The organism is Roseateles sp., from assembly GCF_036486225.1.
Classification (GTDB): domain Bacteria; phylum Pseudomonadota; class Gammaproteobacteria; order Burkholderiales; family Burkholderiaceae_C; genus Roseateles.
In genome coordinates, this window is the sequence record NZ_DASVNZ010000158.1 from 1 (window position 1) to 19,997 (window position 19,997).

General features: G+C 65.6%; 3 protein-coding genes and 1 pseudogene. All 4 read right to left on the reverse strand.

What is annotated here, in order from left to right:
- A pseudogene (locus VF536_RS10985) lies at positions 1-523 on the reverse strand (hydroxymethylglutaryl-CoA lyase); the annotation flags it as partial.
- A gap of 10 nt (positions 524-533) precedes the next feature.
- Positions 534-1,730 (reverse strand): CaiB/BaiF CoA-transferase family protein, encoded by a 1,197-nt coding sequence (locus VF536_RS10990; protein ID WP_331614887.1) that lies wholly within the window; start codon positions 1,728-1,730, stop codon positions 534-536.
- Positions 1,731-1,954: 224 nt separating this feature from the next.
- Complete coding sequence (locus tag VF536_RS10995) at positions 1,955-2,851, reverse strand: LysR family transcriptional regulator (RefSeq protein WP_331614888.1); 897 nt, start codon at positions 2,849-2,851, stop codon at positions 1,955-1,957.
- Positions 2,852-2,927: 76 nt separating this feature from the next.
- A complete protein-coding gene (locus VF536_RS11000) occupies positions 2,928-19,937 on the reverse strand; it encodes a C80 family cysteine peptidase (protein WP_331614889.1) in 17,010 nt (5,669 codons plus the stop codon).
- Between the last annotated feature and the right edge of the window lie 60 nt (positions 19,938-19,997).

Below are 19,997 nucleotides of genomic sequence, written 5' to 3' on the forward strand. Positions count from 1 at the left end.
CGCACCAGCCCAGCACCGTCTCGAACGGGACGTCGCCCTCCATCGGGCAGCCGAAGGAGCACGACAGCGACACGTTCACCGCGATGCCGGCCTGGTGCGCCATCGCGGCGACCTCGGCCAGCCCGGCGAAGGACTGCTCGCGCGTCATCCGCAGGTTGGACAGGTTGTGGCTCTCGCTGGCGGACATCACCAGGTTGAGCTCGTCGGCACGCGCCTCGATGGCGCGCTCGGCGCCGCGGACGTTGGGCACCAGCACCGTGTAGATCACGCCCGGCTTGCGCGCGATGCCGGCCATCACCTCCGACGCGTCGGCCAGCACGGGGATCGCCTTCGGCGAGACGAAGGCCGTGACCTCGACCTTGGCGAGACCCGCCTCCGACAGCGCGTCGACCAGCGCGATCTTGTCGGCGGTCGGCACGAAGGTGGTCTCGGCCTGCAGGCCGTCGCGGGTGCCGACGTCCTGCATGAAGATGCGCCGGCCGGCGCCGGTCCAGACGTCGGAGGGGGAAGCGGAAGCAGTCATCACGGAGCCTTCAGGAAACGATCTTGCGGTCGCGCAGCGCGGCGATCTGCTCGTCGGTGAGGCCGATCTCGCGCAGCACCTCGTCGGTGTCGCCGCCCAGTCGCGGCGCGGCGCGGCGCACGGCACCGGGGGTGCCCATCAGCTTGGGCACGATGCCCGGCACGTCGAGCTCATGGCCGTCGCACGTCTGCTGTTTGATGATCATGTCGCGGGCGCGGAAGTGCGGGTCCTCGACGATGTCCCTGGCGGTGTAGACGCGGCCGGCGGGCACGCTGGCTTCGCCCAGCGGCGCGAGGACCTCGTCGACGGTGCGCGTCGCGGCCCAGGCGCCGATGGCGGCGTCGATCTCCTCGACGCGGGCGACGCGGCCGGCGTTGTTGGCGAGCGCCTCGTCGTTGGCGAGGTCCTCGCGGCCGACGACCTGCATCAGCCGCTTGAAGATCGAATCGCCGTTGCCCGCGATCAGCACGACGCCGTCCGCGCAGGGATAGGCGTTGGACGGCGCGATGCCGGGCAGCGCGGAGCCGGCCGGACCGCGCACGGCGCCGAAGGCGCTGTACTCGGGGACCAGGCTCTCCATGACGTTAAGTACCGCCTCGGTGAGCGCGACATCGATGACCTGGCCGCGTCCGCCGTTGACCTTGCGGTGGTACAGCGCGGTCAGCACGCCGATGGTGCCGTGCAACGCGGCGAGCGTATCGCCGATGGAGATGCCGCAGCGCACGGGCACGCGGCCGGGTTCGCCGGTCAGATGGCGCAGTCCGCCCATCGCTTCGCCGATCACGCCGAAGCCGGGCAGGTCGCGATAGGGACCCGTCTGTCCGTAGCCGCTGATGCGCAGCATGATCAAGCCGGGATTGGTCCTGGCGAGTTCCTCGTAGGACATGCCCCAGCCCTCGAGGGTGCCAGGTCTGAAGTTCTCGATCAGGACGTCGGCTTCAGCGATCAGCGCGCGGGCGATGTCCTGGCCGTCCTTCTGGCGGAGGTCCAGGGCGATGGAGCGCTTGTTGCGCGACTGGACCTGCCACCACACGGAGGTACCGTCCTGGATCATGCGCCAGTTGCGCAGCGGGTCGCCGCTGCCGGGGGCTTCGATCTTCACGACGTCGGCACCGAAGTCGCCCAGTGTCTTCCCGGCGAACGGACCGGCGATCAGTTGCCCCATCTCGACGATGCGCAACCCCTGCAGGGCCTGCAGACCTTCCATGGTTCGATGTCTCCTTGTTGTGGAGACGGATTCTGGGAAGGACCGCCTCCGGGTGGAATGCCGGAGTGGCGGTGACTGCTTTCACGGATCGCGAAAGCGGCTTCGGGTTCTCCCGAACACCGGTGAGTGTCGGTCGGCGGGGGCTGGGGTCCCCTGGCCCGATTTAGCGGAGCCTGCCGAGCGTATGAGGGCCAGGGGACCCCAGCCTCCGCCGACTTGATCGGTCAAACCCCGTCGCAAAGATGATCGATGAACACCCGCACATGCCTCGGCAGTGCATCCAGGTCGCGCACCCCGATCAGCAGCGTGCGGTCGGACCAGGTCTCGTCGAGCCCCACGCGCCGCAGGTTCAACGGCTTGAGCAGCGGTTCGACCGCCACGTCCGGCAGCACCGCGATGCCCATGCCCGCGGCGACCATGCGGCACATCGCGTCGAAGCTGCGCACCTGGATGCGGTTCTTCAGGCGTCGGCCGAGCTTCTCGGTCTCCATCTCCAGCCGCTTCTGCAGCGAGGTCGCTTTCGCCAGCGTCACGAAATCGTGTTCAACGGCCTGCTCCCAGCGGACCGTCTTGCGTTTCGTCAGCGGATGCCCGACCGGCGCGACCAGCACCAGCCGGTCGTGCCGGTAGTTCAGGACGTGCAGGCCCAGCGCCGGCGTGCGGTCCGCGAAGATACCGAGGTCCGCGCGGCCGTCCAGCACGGCAACCACGATCTCGTGGCTGTCCGCTTCTTCGAGCTCGATCCGGATGCGCGGGTTGTCGCGCACGAAGGCCGACACCTGCTCCGGCAGGAACTGCGTCACCGCCGAGGTGTTGGCCCACAGCCGCACAGCGCTGGTCAGGCCCGACGCGTAGTCGGAGAGGTCGGCCGTCATCTGGTCCACGTCGCTGAGGATGCGCTGCGCGTGCTGCTGCAGCGCCAGACCGGCCGCGGTCAGCGTGACGCCGCGCGAATGGCGCTCCAGCAGCGTGGTGCCCAGCGAACGCTCCAGGTCGCTCAGGCGCTTGCTGGCCGCGCCGACCGCCAGCGCGGCCAGTTCCGCGCCCTTGCTGATGCTGCCCGTGCGGGCCACCAGGCTGAAGAGCGAGAGCGAGACGAGATCGACACGGTGCAGGTTCATGGCCGCTGGAGTATCCGTCAGCGCAGCCCGGCCCCTGACACGGCGACCGGGCTGCGCGATGGGGCGCCGTTCCGCGTCAGGCCGCCTGCGCGGTCAGCAAGCTCATCGGCGAGGGCGCCGTCCGCGTCCCGGCGGAGGGCGTTCCGCCCAGGTCCGCGGTCCGTTGGCCCGCCATCTCCTGCATGAGCAGACTCGCCTGACGCTGCGGGTCGACCTTGCCCGCTTGATCCTGGCCGACCTCCATGGCGGCGCGTTTGGCGCGTTTGACGGGATCGCCTTGTGTCTGGAGGTCCGGCAAGTTCGAGACGTCCTTGTCGTGGTCCGCTTCGATGGCGCTTGCAGGCAGGAAGGTGATCTTGAGCAATCCCTCCGCCTCGACTCCGCTCAATGAATGGCGAAGGGCTTCAATCGTGCCCCGAAGACGCTGGCTCTGGCGGGAATCGCCCGCCGGTGCTTGCAACTCAATGCCCCGCCCCGTTGCGGCGGCACGCAGCACCTGCAGTTTGAGGTAGAGCGGGCTGGTCTCTTTCGCCACCGCCTCTTCGCGAACGCCGTGCTTCAAGCGATCGGCGTGGAAAGCGTCGAGGAGTTGCTTGTAGCCCTGGAGGACGATGAAATCCGAGGCTGCCATGCCGGAGACCCCGTCCCGGTCATCTTGAACAAGCTTCGCATGGCGGCGCACCGTCTCTGGCAACCACTCCTCGGCATCCTCCACCGTGGTTTGTCCGTGGTATGCGAAGCCCTGATTCCGCGCGATAGCGAGCGCCTCCGTCAATGACTCGACATGCCCTGTCGCGGCGTGGCCCATGATGTCCACGAAGGCATTCACATAGATGTTGTCGGCAGACCAGGCGATGCCCTGCGTGGCCGACAGCCATTGGAGGATCAGATCCTTCTGGATCTGCTGGATCCGTTTGCTGGAGGTAACGATGCCGCTGGAGCGGGGAAGCGCAACGCTGACCCGGATCACCGGGTCGGCCGCGCCGCCACGGACCAGCGCAAGGGCATCCAACGAGTACTTGGTCGCGAGCCACCCCAGCCTGCCAGCGAGCCGCTCGTCCCAGGCGGTGAATGCCGGTTTGCCGAGGTCCGCCAGGACCGCCTCCGGGGACAGGTCGCCAAAGAAGCGGCGCAGCTGGATCGCGCGATCCGCGAGGTCGACAGTGTCGACGCCCTCATGCTCCAGCATCCACGCATGGAAGTCCCCGTAGCCCGCCGCCGTCAGGCGGTGGAACGGATAGCTGCGCCGGGCTTCGTTCCATGCGCTCTCCAGCGGGCGCTTCGACGAGACATGAAGCACCTTGCCATCCATTTCCTCGGTGGTCCAGGCAGTCCCAGGATTGACCGGCGACCGCGCCGAAGCGATCGCGACATCGACGAGGCCCGCGCTCCTGGCTTTCTCCAGGAAAGGAATCGCCAGGTCGAGGAGGTCCCTGAGCTCCCGATCCGCGTGCGCGCTCGTCGGCGGCACGTGCAGGCGCAATTGACGTCCGCTGGCGGCGGCGTGCAAGGCCGTCAGGCGCAGGAAGTGGGGACCCATGGCCCGCGTCACCGATGCCTCGCTGTCGCCTCGCTGACGGAGCGCCGCTTCCAGCGTTTCCAGAAGGACCTCGAACGCCTGGAGCGCGATGGCGGTCGGTGCCGCAAGCGCCTGTCCCGCCTCGCCGGCAACGCCGAGCGAGGCCATGCCCTGCAGGCGCTTGGGCGCCCAGGGCGTCGACATGACGACGTCAGACGGGAGGTCGCGGCGGGCGTGCCACCACTGCAGCTCCTGGATGGCTTCGCTCAGCGACCCGCGAAAGCGCCAGAAAGGGCTGGAGACCGACCGCACGATTGCCCATGCGACGTCCTTGACCGACTCCGCCGCTTCAAGCTTCCAATGCGCGAGGGCCTCACCCAACACCGTCGTCAAGCTCGACAGGAGGGAGCGGACCGGGGATTGCTCCACCAGGGGAAACCACTTGCCGTAGGTGTGCTCAAGCAGGTCGCGCCATGAATACGGCAGATGGTCCTCGTTGACCAGAACCTCGCGAAGCACCTTGACCTTGTTGCCGCGGACGGCCGCAAGCAACTCCGCCCGATCCAGCCCAAAATTCCTGGCCAGGGCGATCGCGTACTGGAGGTCCTCGACCGGGAGGGGAGGCAATACGACGTCCTTCGCGACAACGTCCGGAGGCAGCCTGCCGAAGTGCTTGCGCATCTCGATCGCACGCGTCACGAGTTCCGATGTCCTCACGCCCAGCGTGTACAACGCCCGTGCATCCTCACGGCTGAAGCCCCCGGCCTCCAGCCGCGGTATCGCCTGACCGTCCTTGGCACGGCGCCAGGCCTCCAGCGAAAACACGGTAGACAGGTGCCGGGTCTTGCCATCGGAAACCTCCGTCTTCCAGGCATCAGGCACATCGACAGGGGGCATCGACGAGACGATGCCGACGTCGACAAGATTGCGCGCGTCCATATCCTGCAAATCAGTGAGCCGCGCCTCGATCATGGTGATGAACGCCTGCTCTCGCGCCGACTCTCCCGCCTGCACATGCAGACGGAGCCGCTGCCCAGAGATGGCGGCGCGTATCACGGCGAGTTCGAGGTAGTTCGGCCGTAGAGCTTCGTTCGCGGCGTCTTCGTTATGCCCCGAGTCGAGGAGCTTCTGACCCAGCGTATCGAGGAGCTGCTCGTAGGCTTTCAGGACGTTGAAAACCGGCGCATCGAACGGCCGCGGCGTCGCGCCGTCTTCGAGCGGTTCCAGCGAGACGAAGCCGCGCAAGGTCGAGGGCGCCCAGGCCGAAGTTTCGGTCACCGTGGAGGCACCGCGGTGGAGCAGCCCCTTCTTCACGGCCAGGCCGATGGCGGAGGACAGCGCGCCTGCCAAGCCCCCCGCGGCCTGCGTCAACTGCGCGGCGATCGGGAGGTTTGCAGTGGAGGGCCCCATGGCGTCCAGCCACCTGTGGACTTCCAACACACGGGCACGCGCCATTGCCGTGCCGAAAAGACGAGGGGCATCGATCGGCAGACGCCTGTCGATCAGTTCGACGAGCTGGGCCTGCGTGAGCCCGACCCGGACAGGGCTGCCACTCGCGCCCGGACCGCTGACCGGCTCGCGCGTTCCGTCGTAAAGCACGACGTCGGCAACGGTCTTCCATGAGAGGACCGGGAAGAGCTGGCGCCACTCGATTGCGCTCGTCACCTGATCCAGCGTTTGAACGCCGCTGTCGAACAGCGATTTCGCCTCGTTGTCCTTGAAGCCTCCCGCCTTCAGCCGGGGGACAGGCAGCCCGTTCCGGGCCTCAGCGTATTCGGTCACGAGAGCGGTCCCGGGCGAGAGGTGCATGGCCATGCCGCTTCTCGTCGACGTCGTCCAGGCGGCCGCGTTGCCGACGGGCGGCATCGATGACGCGATCACCACGTGGAGCAGCCCCTCGTTCTGGGCGGCTTGCAGCCGAGGAAGGGCGGCCTCGATCACGGCCCGGATGAACGGAGCGTTCTGCGACGTGTCGGACTTTGCCAGCAGACGCAACGCGCGGCCGGAAGCAGCGGCCGCAACCGCGAGAAGATGGAGATACCACGGTGCGGTGTCGCGCATCGCCCTGGCCTCTCCGTGACTTGCGGCGAGCTTCACGTACTGCTCGTCCAGGAGACGCTGAACGGCCTCGTAGGGACTGGTGTCGCCGCGATGTGCCCCGTTCGTCGCAGGGTCCGTCGCGCCGAATTTTCCTCTCAATGCCGCGAAGAGCATCTGCCTGAAAAGGTCAGGCGATACCGACGTGTCGGCAAGCGGGGACAACACGACGAGACCCTTCAGCCAGACAGGCATGCGGGGCACGGGAACAGTGCCCGCCCCCGTCGTCCCCTCCTCCTCGCTTTCCTTGGCGGAGGCGTCGCGCCTGTCAACGAGTCCCTCCTTGATCTGCGCCACGAATTGGCGATGCGCTTCATCCTGGATCGATGCAGGGTCGAAGAATGGCAAGCGCTCATTGAGCAGTTGAAGGTGCCGATGGGCGGAGCGCTGGCGGACAGCTTTGAGGAGCGCCTCGGGAGACCAGCCTGTCGACTCGCCCTGGCCGGTCCGCAGGTCCTTCAGTATCTTGATCTCCGCCTCATTCAACGAATCATGAAGCTGCACGTCTTCCACGACGGCGGCCGCAGGCAATGGGCCGAAATGCCGACGCAGGTCCCCGGCCCGCTTGGCTTCCCGCTCGTCGCGGAGACCTTGGAGAAACAGGGATCGGATTTCCTCGCTGCCATAGCCGGCGCGTTGAAGATGACCGGTGCAAAGCTCGGTCTCCAGGTTCCTGCCGGTTTCGCCGGTTGTGAAGGTGATCTCGCTGAACCAGGCCCCGTTGAAGTTCGGCGGATATGGTTCCCAGTCTTCTTCCAGATCCCGTTTTCTGGAGTATTTGCTGGGGTCGAAGATCAGCCGATATCTGCTATACGGCACGCCATTCGTATCGACAATTTGGCTCCTCGTCTTGTTGAGGTTTTGAACCCAGAAGTGACAGAGACTGATCCACTGTCCATCTTCGCGCTGTGCTTGAAATCGCCAATACGACTCCGCATCCCATGGATCTCTGGGCCAGACGTTGCGATGACCGGTCCTCAGTGTGACCCCCGTCAGTGCGACGGGATGCAAAAAATCGAACTGGATGAAATCCTCGCCATTGCGGGCGGGCCCGCCACCTGGCCGCCATGCGACGACCTCGTCAGCCCCCTCGAAGCCGTCGACCAGATTCCCTGGGGTTGAACGACCGTCGAAAGTGCCCCCCACCTGATACGACTCCACTTTCGCGAATCCTTGTATTGCGAGACGAACGACTGAAGAGAGCGCTTCCTTGTACTGCGGGATCTGGGAGACATAGGGAAGCGACCCACAACTGTTGGCGCCGCCGAATGATGGCTCCTTGCAGCTGTCGTCATAGGCCTTCGTCTTTCTCCTCTCCTCTTCCATCAGCTTGTCGTATTTCTTCTTCCAGTCGTCGTATGCCTTTTTGGGATCGGGGGATTCGCCACGCTCATCGACGATGACTCCGGGAACGAGGTCATAGACGATGCCAGGCTGAGGGACGCGGTCCGTTCTGCCGAAGTGGTTCCCCTTCTTGTCGAGCTGGAGGTAGTACTCCAAGGTGTAGCGGTAGGCGGTCGTCACCGGGCTCTTGAAGCCTTCCGACGCGCTGACAGCGATGAGCGCGCTCCGATCGTCGGATCCCTCGTAGCGCTTCCGATTGGCATTGCCCAGCACCACGTCCTGGGGCGAGATGCCTGCGTCCTTCAGGCGCCGCAAGACGCCGTGATGGATGACGCCTGCTTGCAGCATGCCTGCCACCCAGGCGTCATCCAGGGTGTCGGCGGCGTGCATCGCAAGGGCCAGTTGTTGCGCGAAAGCGGTCGGGCAACCTTTCAGCTCGAGCACCTTGGCAAGCAATGAAGGCTTGACCGTCGGAGGCTTTTCGCCCTTCAGCATTTGGATGAATGCCGTCAGGTCTTCGACAGACTGGGGCGATCCCGACTTGTCCTCGACATGGACGCTGGCCCACGATTCGAAACCTTGGAGCTGCGTCATCGTCAGCTTGCTGCGCAGGATCAACTCGTCATAGGCCCAGGGCGTCCTGAGCGATGCCTGAAACCTGATCATCTGCTCCTGATTGCGCAGGTCATAGGCCGAGATCGACCTGCGCGACGCCAGAAACCTGATCATCGGCCCCTGATCGGCAGAGGGTGTCAGACCGCTCTCCGCGTAAGCGTCGATGAATGCAGCCGGGAGTAGCCAATCCCTCGAATCGACAGCGACCGCCAGCAAATGATGCAATCGCTGCAGGCGCTGGAAGGTGTTGCTGCGAATCTGGCTGGCGACCTCCTTGGGCATCCCTCGCGACTGGAGGTAGTCCTGCACCGTCGTCAGCGGATAGACGGCGTCGGGGTCGGCGTTGCTATTCACCAGCGCCCGGTGAAGGGGCGAGGTGTCGGAAGGGCCGATGAATCGGACCCGATTCACGGCGCCCGACACGTTGCCGTCCTCTCGGAAATGAATATCCGTCAGGTTCCAGTCCTCGGGCGCGCGGTGGTAGTCCACCAGCATCACCGTCGACGGTCGATCGCCCTTGACGACAGCCTCTACAGTCATTCCGTGATCGCTCTTGTCGGTAGAACGTTGCATCCACACCGTGCGAGGCACGGACGACAGGCCCCACGCCTCACTCGTCCTGGGCAGCACCAAGTGCGCGCCGGGTGCCGTCGCCAGCACGTGGTCTTCATTGGGCGACGGCAGATGCACCATGAATCCGTCCTGGATCACGGGCAGGGCGAACCGTCTGTCCCCGACGCGGAGCGAGAGATGGCGCGCGTCAGGCCTGGCCGCGTGATCCTGCACGGTGATCTGACCGGTGGCCATGCGGATCACGAGATCGCCGCCTGACCGTGAGAACTGGTGGCTCTTCAGGAATTCGAGCCAGTCGACCCCCTCAAGCTCCAGAACATCGAGCGCCCCGTCCGCGGCGCGGTTGTCGATCACGAGCGTCTGGCCCGCCTTGATCCGATAGGTGTCGGCACCGGAGCCACCACGCAGTACGGTGCCGTCCTTAAGCGCCCGGGCATCGATCACCTCCGGGCCGTCCGTGCCTTGGCCAGCGACAGATGACTTCTCGCTCGTTGCGGAAGTCGACGTGGCTGCCTTGGCTGGGGTGACGACGCTGACCGTCGCATCGACAGCCTTGCCAGGCTTGGGCAGCACGAGCAAGCCAGGCGCCTTGTCCTGCTCCGTCACCCATACCGTGACGTTCTGGTCGGGCTCGTCGGAGTCGGATCGCCGCTGCCCCGACAGTCGCAATCGCAGCGGCGCGAAGGTCGCAAGGGCGTCGGACGGCGGCGTCTCGACGATGACAAGGTCCTCGCCCTCCTCGCGCAGGCCGAGACGTTCAACGGGAACGTTCAGGAACAGTTCCATCGGCATCCCCGTCATCGGCACGACGCGGAGATCGCCGGCGCCCGAGGACAGGTGGAAGCGATTGTGAGCGTTGTCTCCGGTCAGGGTCCTGCGCGAGCCAGGGAGCTCCGTGCTGAAGATCAGGTGTTTGTCGAGCTCAGTGACCGCGACCTTCTTCTCGATCAGTTCGGGCGTGATCAGGACCACGACCGTCCCGACCGCGTCGACGAAAGTGACATTCGGCAAAGGACCCGGACTTGGCCGGTCCAACGGCTCGAAGTACTTCTCCAGTTTCAACGACTCCTTGCCGATCAGAACGTCCAGGTGCTTCCCATCACGGCGGAAAGACAGCGACTCATGCAGCACATCGACCTTGATCAGCAAGCTCGCTGCGGCGTCTCCCACATCAATGGTGGCACCGCTGACACCGCGACTCCAGACGGCCACATCACTCGATGTGACGAAGATCCGATTGCCGTTTCGCACGACGTAGGTGTTGCGCCCGCTTCGCCCTCGGATCTCCGCGCTGGTCGCCGAAATGTCGAGTCGATCGTCCCTGTAGCTGCCGGAAACACTTGCCTTGGCTGCATTGCGGACCGTGATCCGGTCGAAGGCGTTCGCGTAGGTCCTATCCAACCCAGGGAAGTCAATGCTCAGCGGAAAACGGGACTCCCGGCTGTCATGCAAAGGCTCATGTTCAATCGTCACATCCGCATGCTCGGCGTCGATCTGGATCTCGTCGTTGCCGTTCTTTTCCCAGCGCACGTCACTGCCTCTCTCGAGCTGAACCCCATCGGTCTTCCTCAAATGAAAGACATCGTCGTGGGGCGAGCCGACCACGGTCGCATCGACCAGATTACCCACCTGGAAAAGTTGCCGTTCCCCATGCGTTCCATCGAAGCGCGACCTATTGTTGACGCCCCAACTCAGATCGACACGATCCATCGACAACCAAGCCGTTCCGGACGGAAGGTCGCGGGGCATTGGCCCGTGAACCCTCTTGCGAAAGGTCGTGGCTTTCGACTTCTGCGGCTGCAGGGTGAAGTTGTACTTCTGGCTCGACTTGCTGTCATAGAACGTGACGGGCTTCACCGGATGCTCGGTGTCCGGAATCATGGCGGTGTCGTAGCCTTGCTTGGCCAGTTGCTTGGCCTCGAATTCCATGTCGGACTGAAACTGAGCCTTCAGCGACTGCGAGAGCTTGGCCGCGGCCTCCCGGGCGGCCTTCTCCGTTTCCGCCCGCCGCGTGACATCGGTCGAGAAGCCGAAGGCCTTGGCGAAGCCGGCCAGCGCCTTGTCGTCGAGGCTTGTCCCATCGCGGATGTACTGACCGAACTCTTCGAACCAGAGCGCCGCCTGAACCACCGCGTTGGTGATGAACATCAGAACAGCCAAAGGCGCCGCGGCGGCGCCGAGACAGCTCGACACCGCGCCGAGCGCAGTGCCGGCAACCGCTGCCGCGCCTCCCGACAGGAACACGGCCGTGCTGACAACGAAACTGACCGTCGCAATGACGAAGGACGTGCACGCCATGACGGTGTTGGCGATCGCGCTCTTGCCGGCGTAGCTGTCGATCCCTTGCCCGCTGTCCTTGAGGGCTTGCCATTCCAAGGCGCACGACGCCAACCCCAGGGCGGAGAGGCCGACGTTGGCGGCGCCACTCGCCAGACCCGCGCAGGCCACGCGGAGCACGCCGGAGCGCACGACCGGCGCAAGCTTGCTCAAGGCCTGACCCGCCATCATGGCCAGCGGGGAGATGATGAAGCTCGCGCTCTGCACGATGCTCAACCCCTTCTGGGTCGGGCTCATCCGGTCCCAATTGGCCAAGATGTTATAGATGCCCTGGACCGTGTCGATGTAATCGACCGCGCCGTCCAGCTTGTCGAAACCGGCGCTGATCTTCCGGCCAATCGCCTTTCCGATCGCCTTTCCGGCCGAGGGCAGGCCACGCATCTCCGTCATGAACGGCCGGACGCTGTCGGGCGCCGAATCGAGCAGTGCGCGGTAGGCCTTGCCGGACATCTTGCGAAGTGCCCGCCCCGCATAGGCGAGCGTCACGCCGTCGCCGCTGTCGATGTACGCCTTCAGACGCGAGGCATCCAGGCGCAGCCCGTGCTGGTCGATCCGCACGACGCCGATCTCCTGCAGACTGGCGAGTGCGTTGCCCTTGTCCACGCGCACCATCTTGTCGAAGTCGATGCCGTCGTCGTCCTTGGCGCGCCGCTCGATCGCCTTGGCGACCTTCTCGACCGGCGTGTCCGCCTCGCCACCCGGCCGCGACGGCGCCATGTCCTTCAAGCCGTCGAGACTCTGACCGGTTCTCGTCAACCAGTTTTCGAAATCCAAGCGCGTCGACTCCGACACGTTCTGGAGGATCTCTCCGAGCAGGCTCGTGGGACCCGCGTCTTCGCCACGCGCCGCCTTGAGCAGTTCGGCGTCGCTCAAGGCGTGCCCATCGCCGACGGCATCCGCGTTGAACGCCGACTTCAGTCTGTCGACGGTCGCACGGGTCTCCGGCGAAGCCTCGCCGGTGAAGGCGGCGCCCGCGCCCGACTGCCTCTCCCGTCCGTCCAGCCACCCGCCCAGCGCGCGGATCCGGTCGGAGATCTCGGCGTCGGGCTGGTCGGACAACAACGACGTCCACTGCCCCAAGAGTTCCGGATCGATCTTGAGGCGTGTCACGGGATCGTCAGGGAGATCCGCGATGGCGTGCAGCTGGTCGGCGGTGAGGGGCTGGCCGTCGATCTGCGCGCCTAGCGAGGCCAGGAAGGTCAACGGAACATCGATCCCGTTCATGCGAAGCGTGTGCCCGGCGAGGCCGTCTCCGGTCGACGCCGCCCTCGCCCCGTAGGCCTCGTCCCGGAACTCAGCGAGGCGTTTCAGCGCCGAATCGTCATCGTCGGCTTCGTGGCCGTCCTCGGCACTCCCGGCCGGGTACTTGTCGGTCCGGACGATGTTCCCCGTGGCGGCGTCCTTCTTGAACTGCCAGGTCACGCCCGGCGCGTGTTTCTCCGGCTTCGCACCCGGATGCCTGCGGGTCGTGCGGGACGGTTGGGTCCCCTCGAGCCGGTTGTTCCTGACCAGCACCTCGCCGTACGCCACCACCGTCGCGTCCTGATGGACGATTTTCTGATCGATCGCGGCCTCCAAGAACGTGGCGCCGAAGCTGTCCGACACGACCGGCGCCTCGATCGCGCAGGAGACCAGCGTGAGGTTCTTCGCCCTCGATGTCAGGTCAATCTTTCCGATGACCGAAGCAACCCGGTTCGCCAGGTCCGCGGCACCGTAGCCCGCCAGCCGTTGAGTCCGGGTCGCGGGATCGTGACTGCCGTGACCGCTGATCTCGATCTTGACGGGGAGGTCGGGGGCCGCCCGCTGCAACAGCTCCGCGCCATGCCGGATCACGTGGTTGCCATCGCGATCCACCTGGATCCACACGGTTTCCTCGGGATGATTCCGGATCGTGCGTCGCGCGCCGTGGAGCATGACGAGGTCGTCTTCCATCTGCAGATGGACGAGCAGCCGGCTCCCCTGGTCCGCGACCTTCAGGCCCGTGATCGCGTCGCCGAGTTCGCCATGCCACGACGTCGCCGGTCTGGAAGCCGAAGGCGTCACGGGACGTGGAGACAGGATCGACAGGGCCTCGCGCATGGCCGCGCTGTCCCGCACCCATCGCCCCCCCTGCCGTTCGGCCAGCACGGAACGACCCGCGACCAATGTGCCATCGACAAGCTTCAACTCGCCGGGCATGCTGTTGCGCACGGGGCCGGCCGATGGGAAGAACTCGCGGATGATGAAGTCGTCCATCGCCAGGATGTCGGCATCCTGCAGACGCCGGCCTTCCGTGCCGGCGCCTGCGTCGGACGGTGCGAATCTCAGCACCGAGCCGGCCTGGCGGCCGTCCCTCATCTCGGGCCAGACGATGGTCACGGTCCCTGCCCGCCGGTCGAGCGTCTGCGTCGCTTCGGGCATGAACCGGGCGAGACGCGGTAACGGACGGGTCTCGTCGACCGCGATCGCCATCGGAGTCCGCAGGCGCTCCATCGTCTCGGCGCGCTCCGGCAGGATGTTCGGCAGGATGTCGCCGCGGTGGACCAGACTGCCGTCCGGATACCGTTCCCATCCGACGTCCGGGCTCTGCCGCGCGTCGGTCAGGTAGATCGGCGTCGCCATCACGTCCCTGCTCGCCAGCTGCATCGCAGTGGCGTGGGTGACGTCCAGGACGTCCAGCGTTGCGCGGGCGTCGACGTCTTTCGAGGTGGACATCCGGAAGACGGCATCCGCATCGACGGTGAACGGCTGCCCGCTCAGCACAGCCTCCGTGAGCGCCAGGGTCTGCCGCGCGAAGGCGCGGCTGCCAGCATCCGCCTGCGCATCCAGGGGCAGGCCGTCCATGCCCGCCACCGTGGCCTGCAGGCCGTGCGCCAGCGCCGCATCGGGGAGCGGCATCGATACGAATGTGTCGTATGTCAACCGCAGTTGCGACGGCACGGTCACCCGATCCACCACGCCGATCGGCCGGTCGCTCCACGTCACCTTCGCGACCTGACCGCTGTCGACGGCACAGAGCGCGGACAGCTTGACGTAGCCCTCCTGGATCTTCGCGGGATCACGTTGCCAGACGCCGTCCGCCATGGATCTCGCGGCGGTGTGCAGGTCGCTCTCCGACACCCCTTTCAGCTCAAGGAACAACGTTCGCAGCTTCTCCTGCACCGCCTCGACCACGGCGTCCGGCGCGTTGCCAGCCCGCTTGGTGAAGCCGCCCTTGGTTTGCGTCGCCGCCAGCGTGTCGAACAGCTCGGACAGCTCGCCCGCGCGACCCGGCCTGGGGTTGCGGGCCTCTTCACTGTCAATGGCGTGCACGGTGTCGAGACCGTAAGCCTCAGCGCCGCCCCCTCGGTTGGCGGTCGCATCCTTTCCGATGTGCGGTCCCGACACATCCAGGCTGCGCTGAACGCTCTCGTGGTCGATGATCCAGCGTTCGTTCACACGCTTGGCCAGCACCACGCTGTCCGCGGTCAAGACGCCATTCGTCAGCGTCAATCGAGACGGGGTCGCGTTCTCCGATTGATCGACGCTGCCGGAGACGACGTGCACCATGAATTCGTCGAACGCCCGGATGTCAGCGTCCTGCTGCCGACGCCCGTCCTGGTCGACGCCCTCGGCGATCGGCCGGAAGCGCAGCACCGTGTCGCCCTCCCGCCACCCCCCCTGGCCCGGCCATTTGATCGTGATGGTTCCGTCGACCCGATCGAGCGACTGCTTCGCGGTCGGCATCAAGTCGTGCAGCCTCGCCAACGGTGCCGCGTCCCGGACGGCACCATCGAGCGGCGCGCGCAGCACTGACAGCGTGCGCTGGCGGTCCGGCAGCAGGCCGGGAAGAAGATCGCCCCGATGAATCCGGCTTCCGTCCGGATATGTCTCCCATCCTGGGGTCGTCCCGATCGCCGAATCGGTCATGTAGATCGACTCGGACATGATCCCGAGTCGAGCCAGGTGCCTCGAGGCGCTCTGGATCACTTCCAGGACATCGATCTGCGTGACGCCCAGCTTCCGTTTCAACCCGGAGGGCGACAGCTGGCTCAGCAGGTCGACATCGATGACGAATGGCTTTCCGCTCAGGAGCGCGTGGACGAGGCTGGCCGTCTGTTGACCGAGCGCGATGCGACCGGTGACGTCCGGCGTGTCGACAGCACCGGGCGCTGGCTTCGCCATGTCGGCTACCCCGGCACACAGGCCCTGATAGAGGAAGGCCTCGGCAGCCGGCAAGGACGCCCGTTTCTCGAACGCATTCGCCACCCGTGTCGGGAAGCGGACGTCCTTCACCATCCCTCGCGGCCGATCGCCCCATTGGAACGTGCGCCTCACATCAGCCGGGAACATGTCGCTCAGCACGTCGAACCCGGCATGCAGCGCAGCAGGGTCCATGTTCCAGAGTCCCTCCGCGATCCAGCGGGCGGCCTCGGGCAACGGGGCCGTGTTGATACCGCTGCGCGGCAGCGGGACAAGTGCCATCCAAGAATCCTGGACGGCCTTGACCAGCGTTGGCGGCACCGAGCCGTCGGGCTGAGGGATCCCGGCCCTCACCAAGATCAGGTCCACGGTCCGGAGCAGTTCCTTCAACTTCCCGGCCGAGCTCCACTGCTGACGCGCCGGCGTTCCAGACGCCTGCTCGCTCTTCGAGCCGTCGACCCCGACCCGGTCCTTGACCTGCTCGATGCGAGTTCCTTCAGGCAGGGGCGACTTCGGTGCTTCATCCGTGGGCGCCGGGTATTTGTCGACCCGATCGATCTCCCCCGTGACACGATTCACCTTGAATGTCCATGTCACGCCAGCCTTGTGCGAATGCCTGGTCCCGCCGTCGTACGGCATGGTGGTCCTGCCACGAGGGATCAAGGCAATGCTGCCCTGCTTGATCAGCAGCTCGCCGTACGCGACAAGCGTCGCATCGCCGGACACGACACCCTTCGCGATGGCCGCCTTCAGGAACTCTTCGCCAAAACTGCTGTCGACCGATGGCGTTTCCAACGCGCAGGCGTCCAGCGTGGCCTGTCCGGCTCGGTCCTTCAACCCGAGGAGCTGGACAACCGGGCTCAACCTCTCCGCCAGTTCGATCGGCCGGTAACCGGCCAGCATCTGCGATCGCGTCGCCGGATCGTGTTCGCCATGGCCGTATATCTCCAACTTGACCGCACGGCTCGGGGCACCTGCCTGCAACGAGGCCTCCCCGTACCGGATCAGCGCGGTGCCATCCTTTCCGACCTGGACCCACACCACGCTGTCGGGGTGACGTCGGACATCTTCGAGAATGACGTTGTGTACGACGGGGTCGTCCTCCATCTGCAGAAGGACACGCAGCTTGTCGTCGGGCCCGTCGCGCCCGACCTTTGCGCCAATGGAGGCTTGCTGAAGATCGGCTTTCCAATCGGCCACCGGCGGCGAGGACGCCACGCGTCGACGCCGGGGCATGAGGAACTCCTGGAGTTCGCGGAACGCCTGGTCGTACGGGAGCCATCGGCCGGCTGTGCGCTCGGCCAATGGCAAACGCGACGCCTTCAACACGTTGCCTTCCAGGGTCAACCTGGCCGGCATGCTGTTCAACGGCGAGTCCGATTGGTGGAAGAACGCGCTGACGAGGAAATCGTCCATGGCACGGATGTCCGCGTCCTGCCGAGCCCGGTCGGCCGATCCTGGGTCGGCGTCGGACGGGATGAAGGCGAGTACCGTGTCGGCCTGGCTTCCGTCGGACGTCGTGGGCCAGACGATCCGGATGGTGCCCGCTTCGCGGTCGAGCGTCTGGATCGCATCAGGCAAGAAGGCGCCCAGGCGTGACAAGGGTCGACTGTCATCGACCGAAGCAGGAGGGATCCGCAAGGCATCCATATCGGCCTTGCGTTCTGGTCGCAACACCGCGAGCAGGTCGTCGCGACTGACTTTGCTGCCATCCTTGTATGTCGTCCATTCGCCTTCGCCGGATTTCGGAGCGTCGCCCAGGTAGATCACCGGTTCGATGCTCGCCTGGTCGGACAGCTTCCGGGCGGCCGCATGGACCACTTCCAGCACATCGAGGCCGGCGACGTCGACGGGCAGGTCGGACAGCGACATCCGACGGACCTCATCCGCATCGATCACGAACGGGCGTCCGCTCAGCGCGCTGGCGACCAGCGCGCGGGTCTGGCGGCCCAGCCAATGCGTGCGCAGATCCCCCGGTGATTTGCCCGGGATGCCGTCCATCGCTTTCAGACCGGCGTCCATGACGCGAATGAATGTGATCTCGGCTTGCGGCAGCTGCGCATTCTTGCGAAACGCGCCGACGACCTGCGAAGGGAACGTCGCCTTGCCGACCACACCCTGCGGATTCCGTCCCCATGCGACTTCCACGAAAGCGAGGCCGGTCTCATTGCAGAGCCGAGAGAGCTTGGCGAACCCTTCGTAAAGCTTCATCGGGTCTCTTTGCCACAACCCGTCCGCGATCGCGTCGGCGATCGGCCCGATCGCATGGACATCCAGCTTGGCACCGTTTGCGAATGCCGTCAGACGCGCCTGCACGGCACTTCGTACCGCGTCCGGAGTTGCCCCCTCCGACTTCGCGATCTTGCTCCTGGTCAGCGTCTCTCCCAGCCTCGACAGCACCTCGTGCACCTTGCCGGCGCTGCCTGGCTGACGTACAGGGCCGGCATCGCCGGAAGGCGGCGCGAGCGAACGATCGTCCGAGGCTCCGAGAAAGGACTCGACCGTCTCGGCGTCCAGGAACGCGGGCAGGTCTGCGAAGAAGTCGTCGACGATCTGCGGATCGACGTCGCGGCTCGAGTCCACGTCCAGGCGCGGGTACTTGTCCCACCGCCTGATTTCGCCGGATTCACTGTCGAAGGCGTGGACGTACGTCCGCTTGGGCGCGCGAAACTTGATTTCCGCTCCCTGGTATTTTTTCGTCCAGCGAGGATGACCGCCGATGATCTCCGCATAGGCCTTGACTTCGCCGCTGTCCGCCATCCAGCCCAGCCCGACCGCCTTGCGCAGAAAGTCGCTCGCATAGCCTTCACCGGCAATGGGGGCTTCCAGCGCGCAGGAATAGAGGGACACCTTCTTGACCTTGGCCCAGCCCGCCGAACTCAATTTTCCGACCAGCTCGCCGACCCGTCGTGCCAAGGCTTTCGACGAATAGCCGGACAGCGCCATGCGCCTCGCGTTTTCCACGGGTGCGCCGTGCCCGACGATTTCGATGGCGATGAGCGTCTCGGACGACACTCGCTGAAGCAGACCCTCGCCTCGGACGATGTGGTGGCTGCCGTCATCGCCGACTCGAATCCATATCGTGTTGTCCGGATGTTTGGCAACGGCATCCGTGATATTCCAGACGGACGCGGAATCGTCCTCCATTTGAAGTTGTATGCGCAGCGATTCCAAGTTTTCAGTGGGCGGCGTCGCTTCGACGACGGTGAAGCCGTGGTCGGACCAATTGCCGGCTTCAAGTCTCAGCGGCGAGGAGAACGCCCCAAGGACGTTCAACGCCCGGCGGACCGCGATCCGATCGGTGTGCCAGCCCCGGCCGTCCTGCTGTCTCGCAAGAACGAGCTGCTTTACTCGGATGCGGCCCTCGGAGAGGGTGATCTCGTGCGGGAAAATGGCCGGAGAAGGGGACCGGTCGCGCACGAAGTGAGATACCAGGTATTCGTCGAGGTGCCGGATGTCCTGGTCTTGCAGGCGCCGCTCCCCCTCCGTGGCGCCGGGGGACAACGGCCGGAACCTGACCTCGATCGCCCTGGACGGATCGTCTGCGCTGGCAGGCCAACGGATCTCGATGCTTCCGCTGACACGGTCCAGCCGCTGTTCCGTGGCGGGAAGGGACTTCCCGAGAAAAGCCAATGGACGCTGTTCGTCGATGCCTGCCCCCGCTCCGGGCAATATCGCCGCGGGATCCAGCTTGAGCAGGTGGCGGATGTCCTGGTCCGATGTCGTTGCCCGGTATTGCTTGAGGAGTTCAGCCAACGCGGCCTCGGCGCCTTCTCCATGGCTCGTCCAGATCGCGGTGACAGGACGGATCAGTCCGTGTTGCGCCACGTCCCCGAGTGCAGGGTAGATCCGCCGAGCCGCTTCAAGCAGGGTCTGATCGGCAGCGACACCGGACCGTCGCAGTCGCTCGATGTGCTCGACTTCGAGCACAAACGTGGACTCGGTGATCGCCGCGCCCAGGCATTGCCGGATCAACGCCGCCGAGGCGCCTTGCAGATCTGGATGCTCTGCCAGGATCGCGCGCACGCCCTTGTCCAGGCCGGCCAGGAATGCCGCCTCATGACTTGGGAGCACGGACCGGCGATAGGCCTCACTGGACGCGAAGAGCGGTGTCGACGACCCCACCAATCCATGGGGTGCAGAGTACACCGCCACGGCGAACGTGCGCCCGGCGGCGAAGTGTTCCGCAAGGTGGTCGTAGGCCAGGACCAGCGACTGCATGTCGCCCGTCTGCAAGGCATGGGCCATCGACTTGGCGGCGCGATCCAGCGCATCGGACCCCGTCGTTCCGCCCATCAATCCATCCACCGCCGACAACTCGTCCCGGATGAATCGTTCCAGATCCGCGGCCACCGGCTGCCAGGTCATTCCCTGGCTCTTCAACGCCTGCCCCACCTTTTCCATGAGCAGCCGCACGAGTCCGACGTGCGGAGCAAGCATCTTGCTTGCCTCCTCGTACGTGGCGTATCGCATCTGGGGCGGAAGCTGCGGAAGGAACGA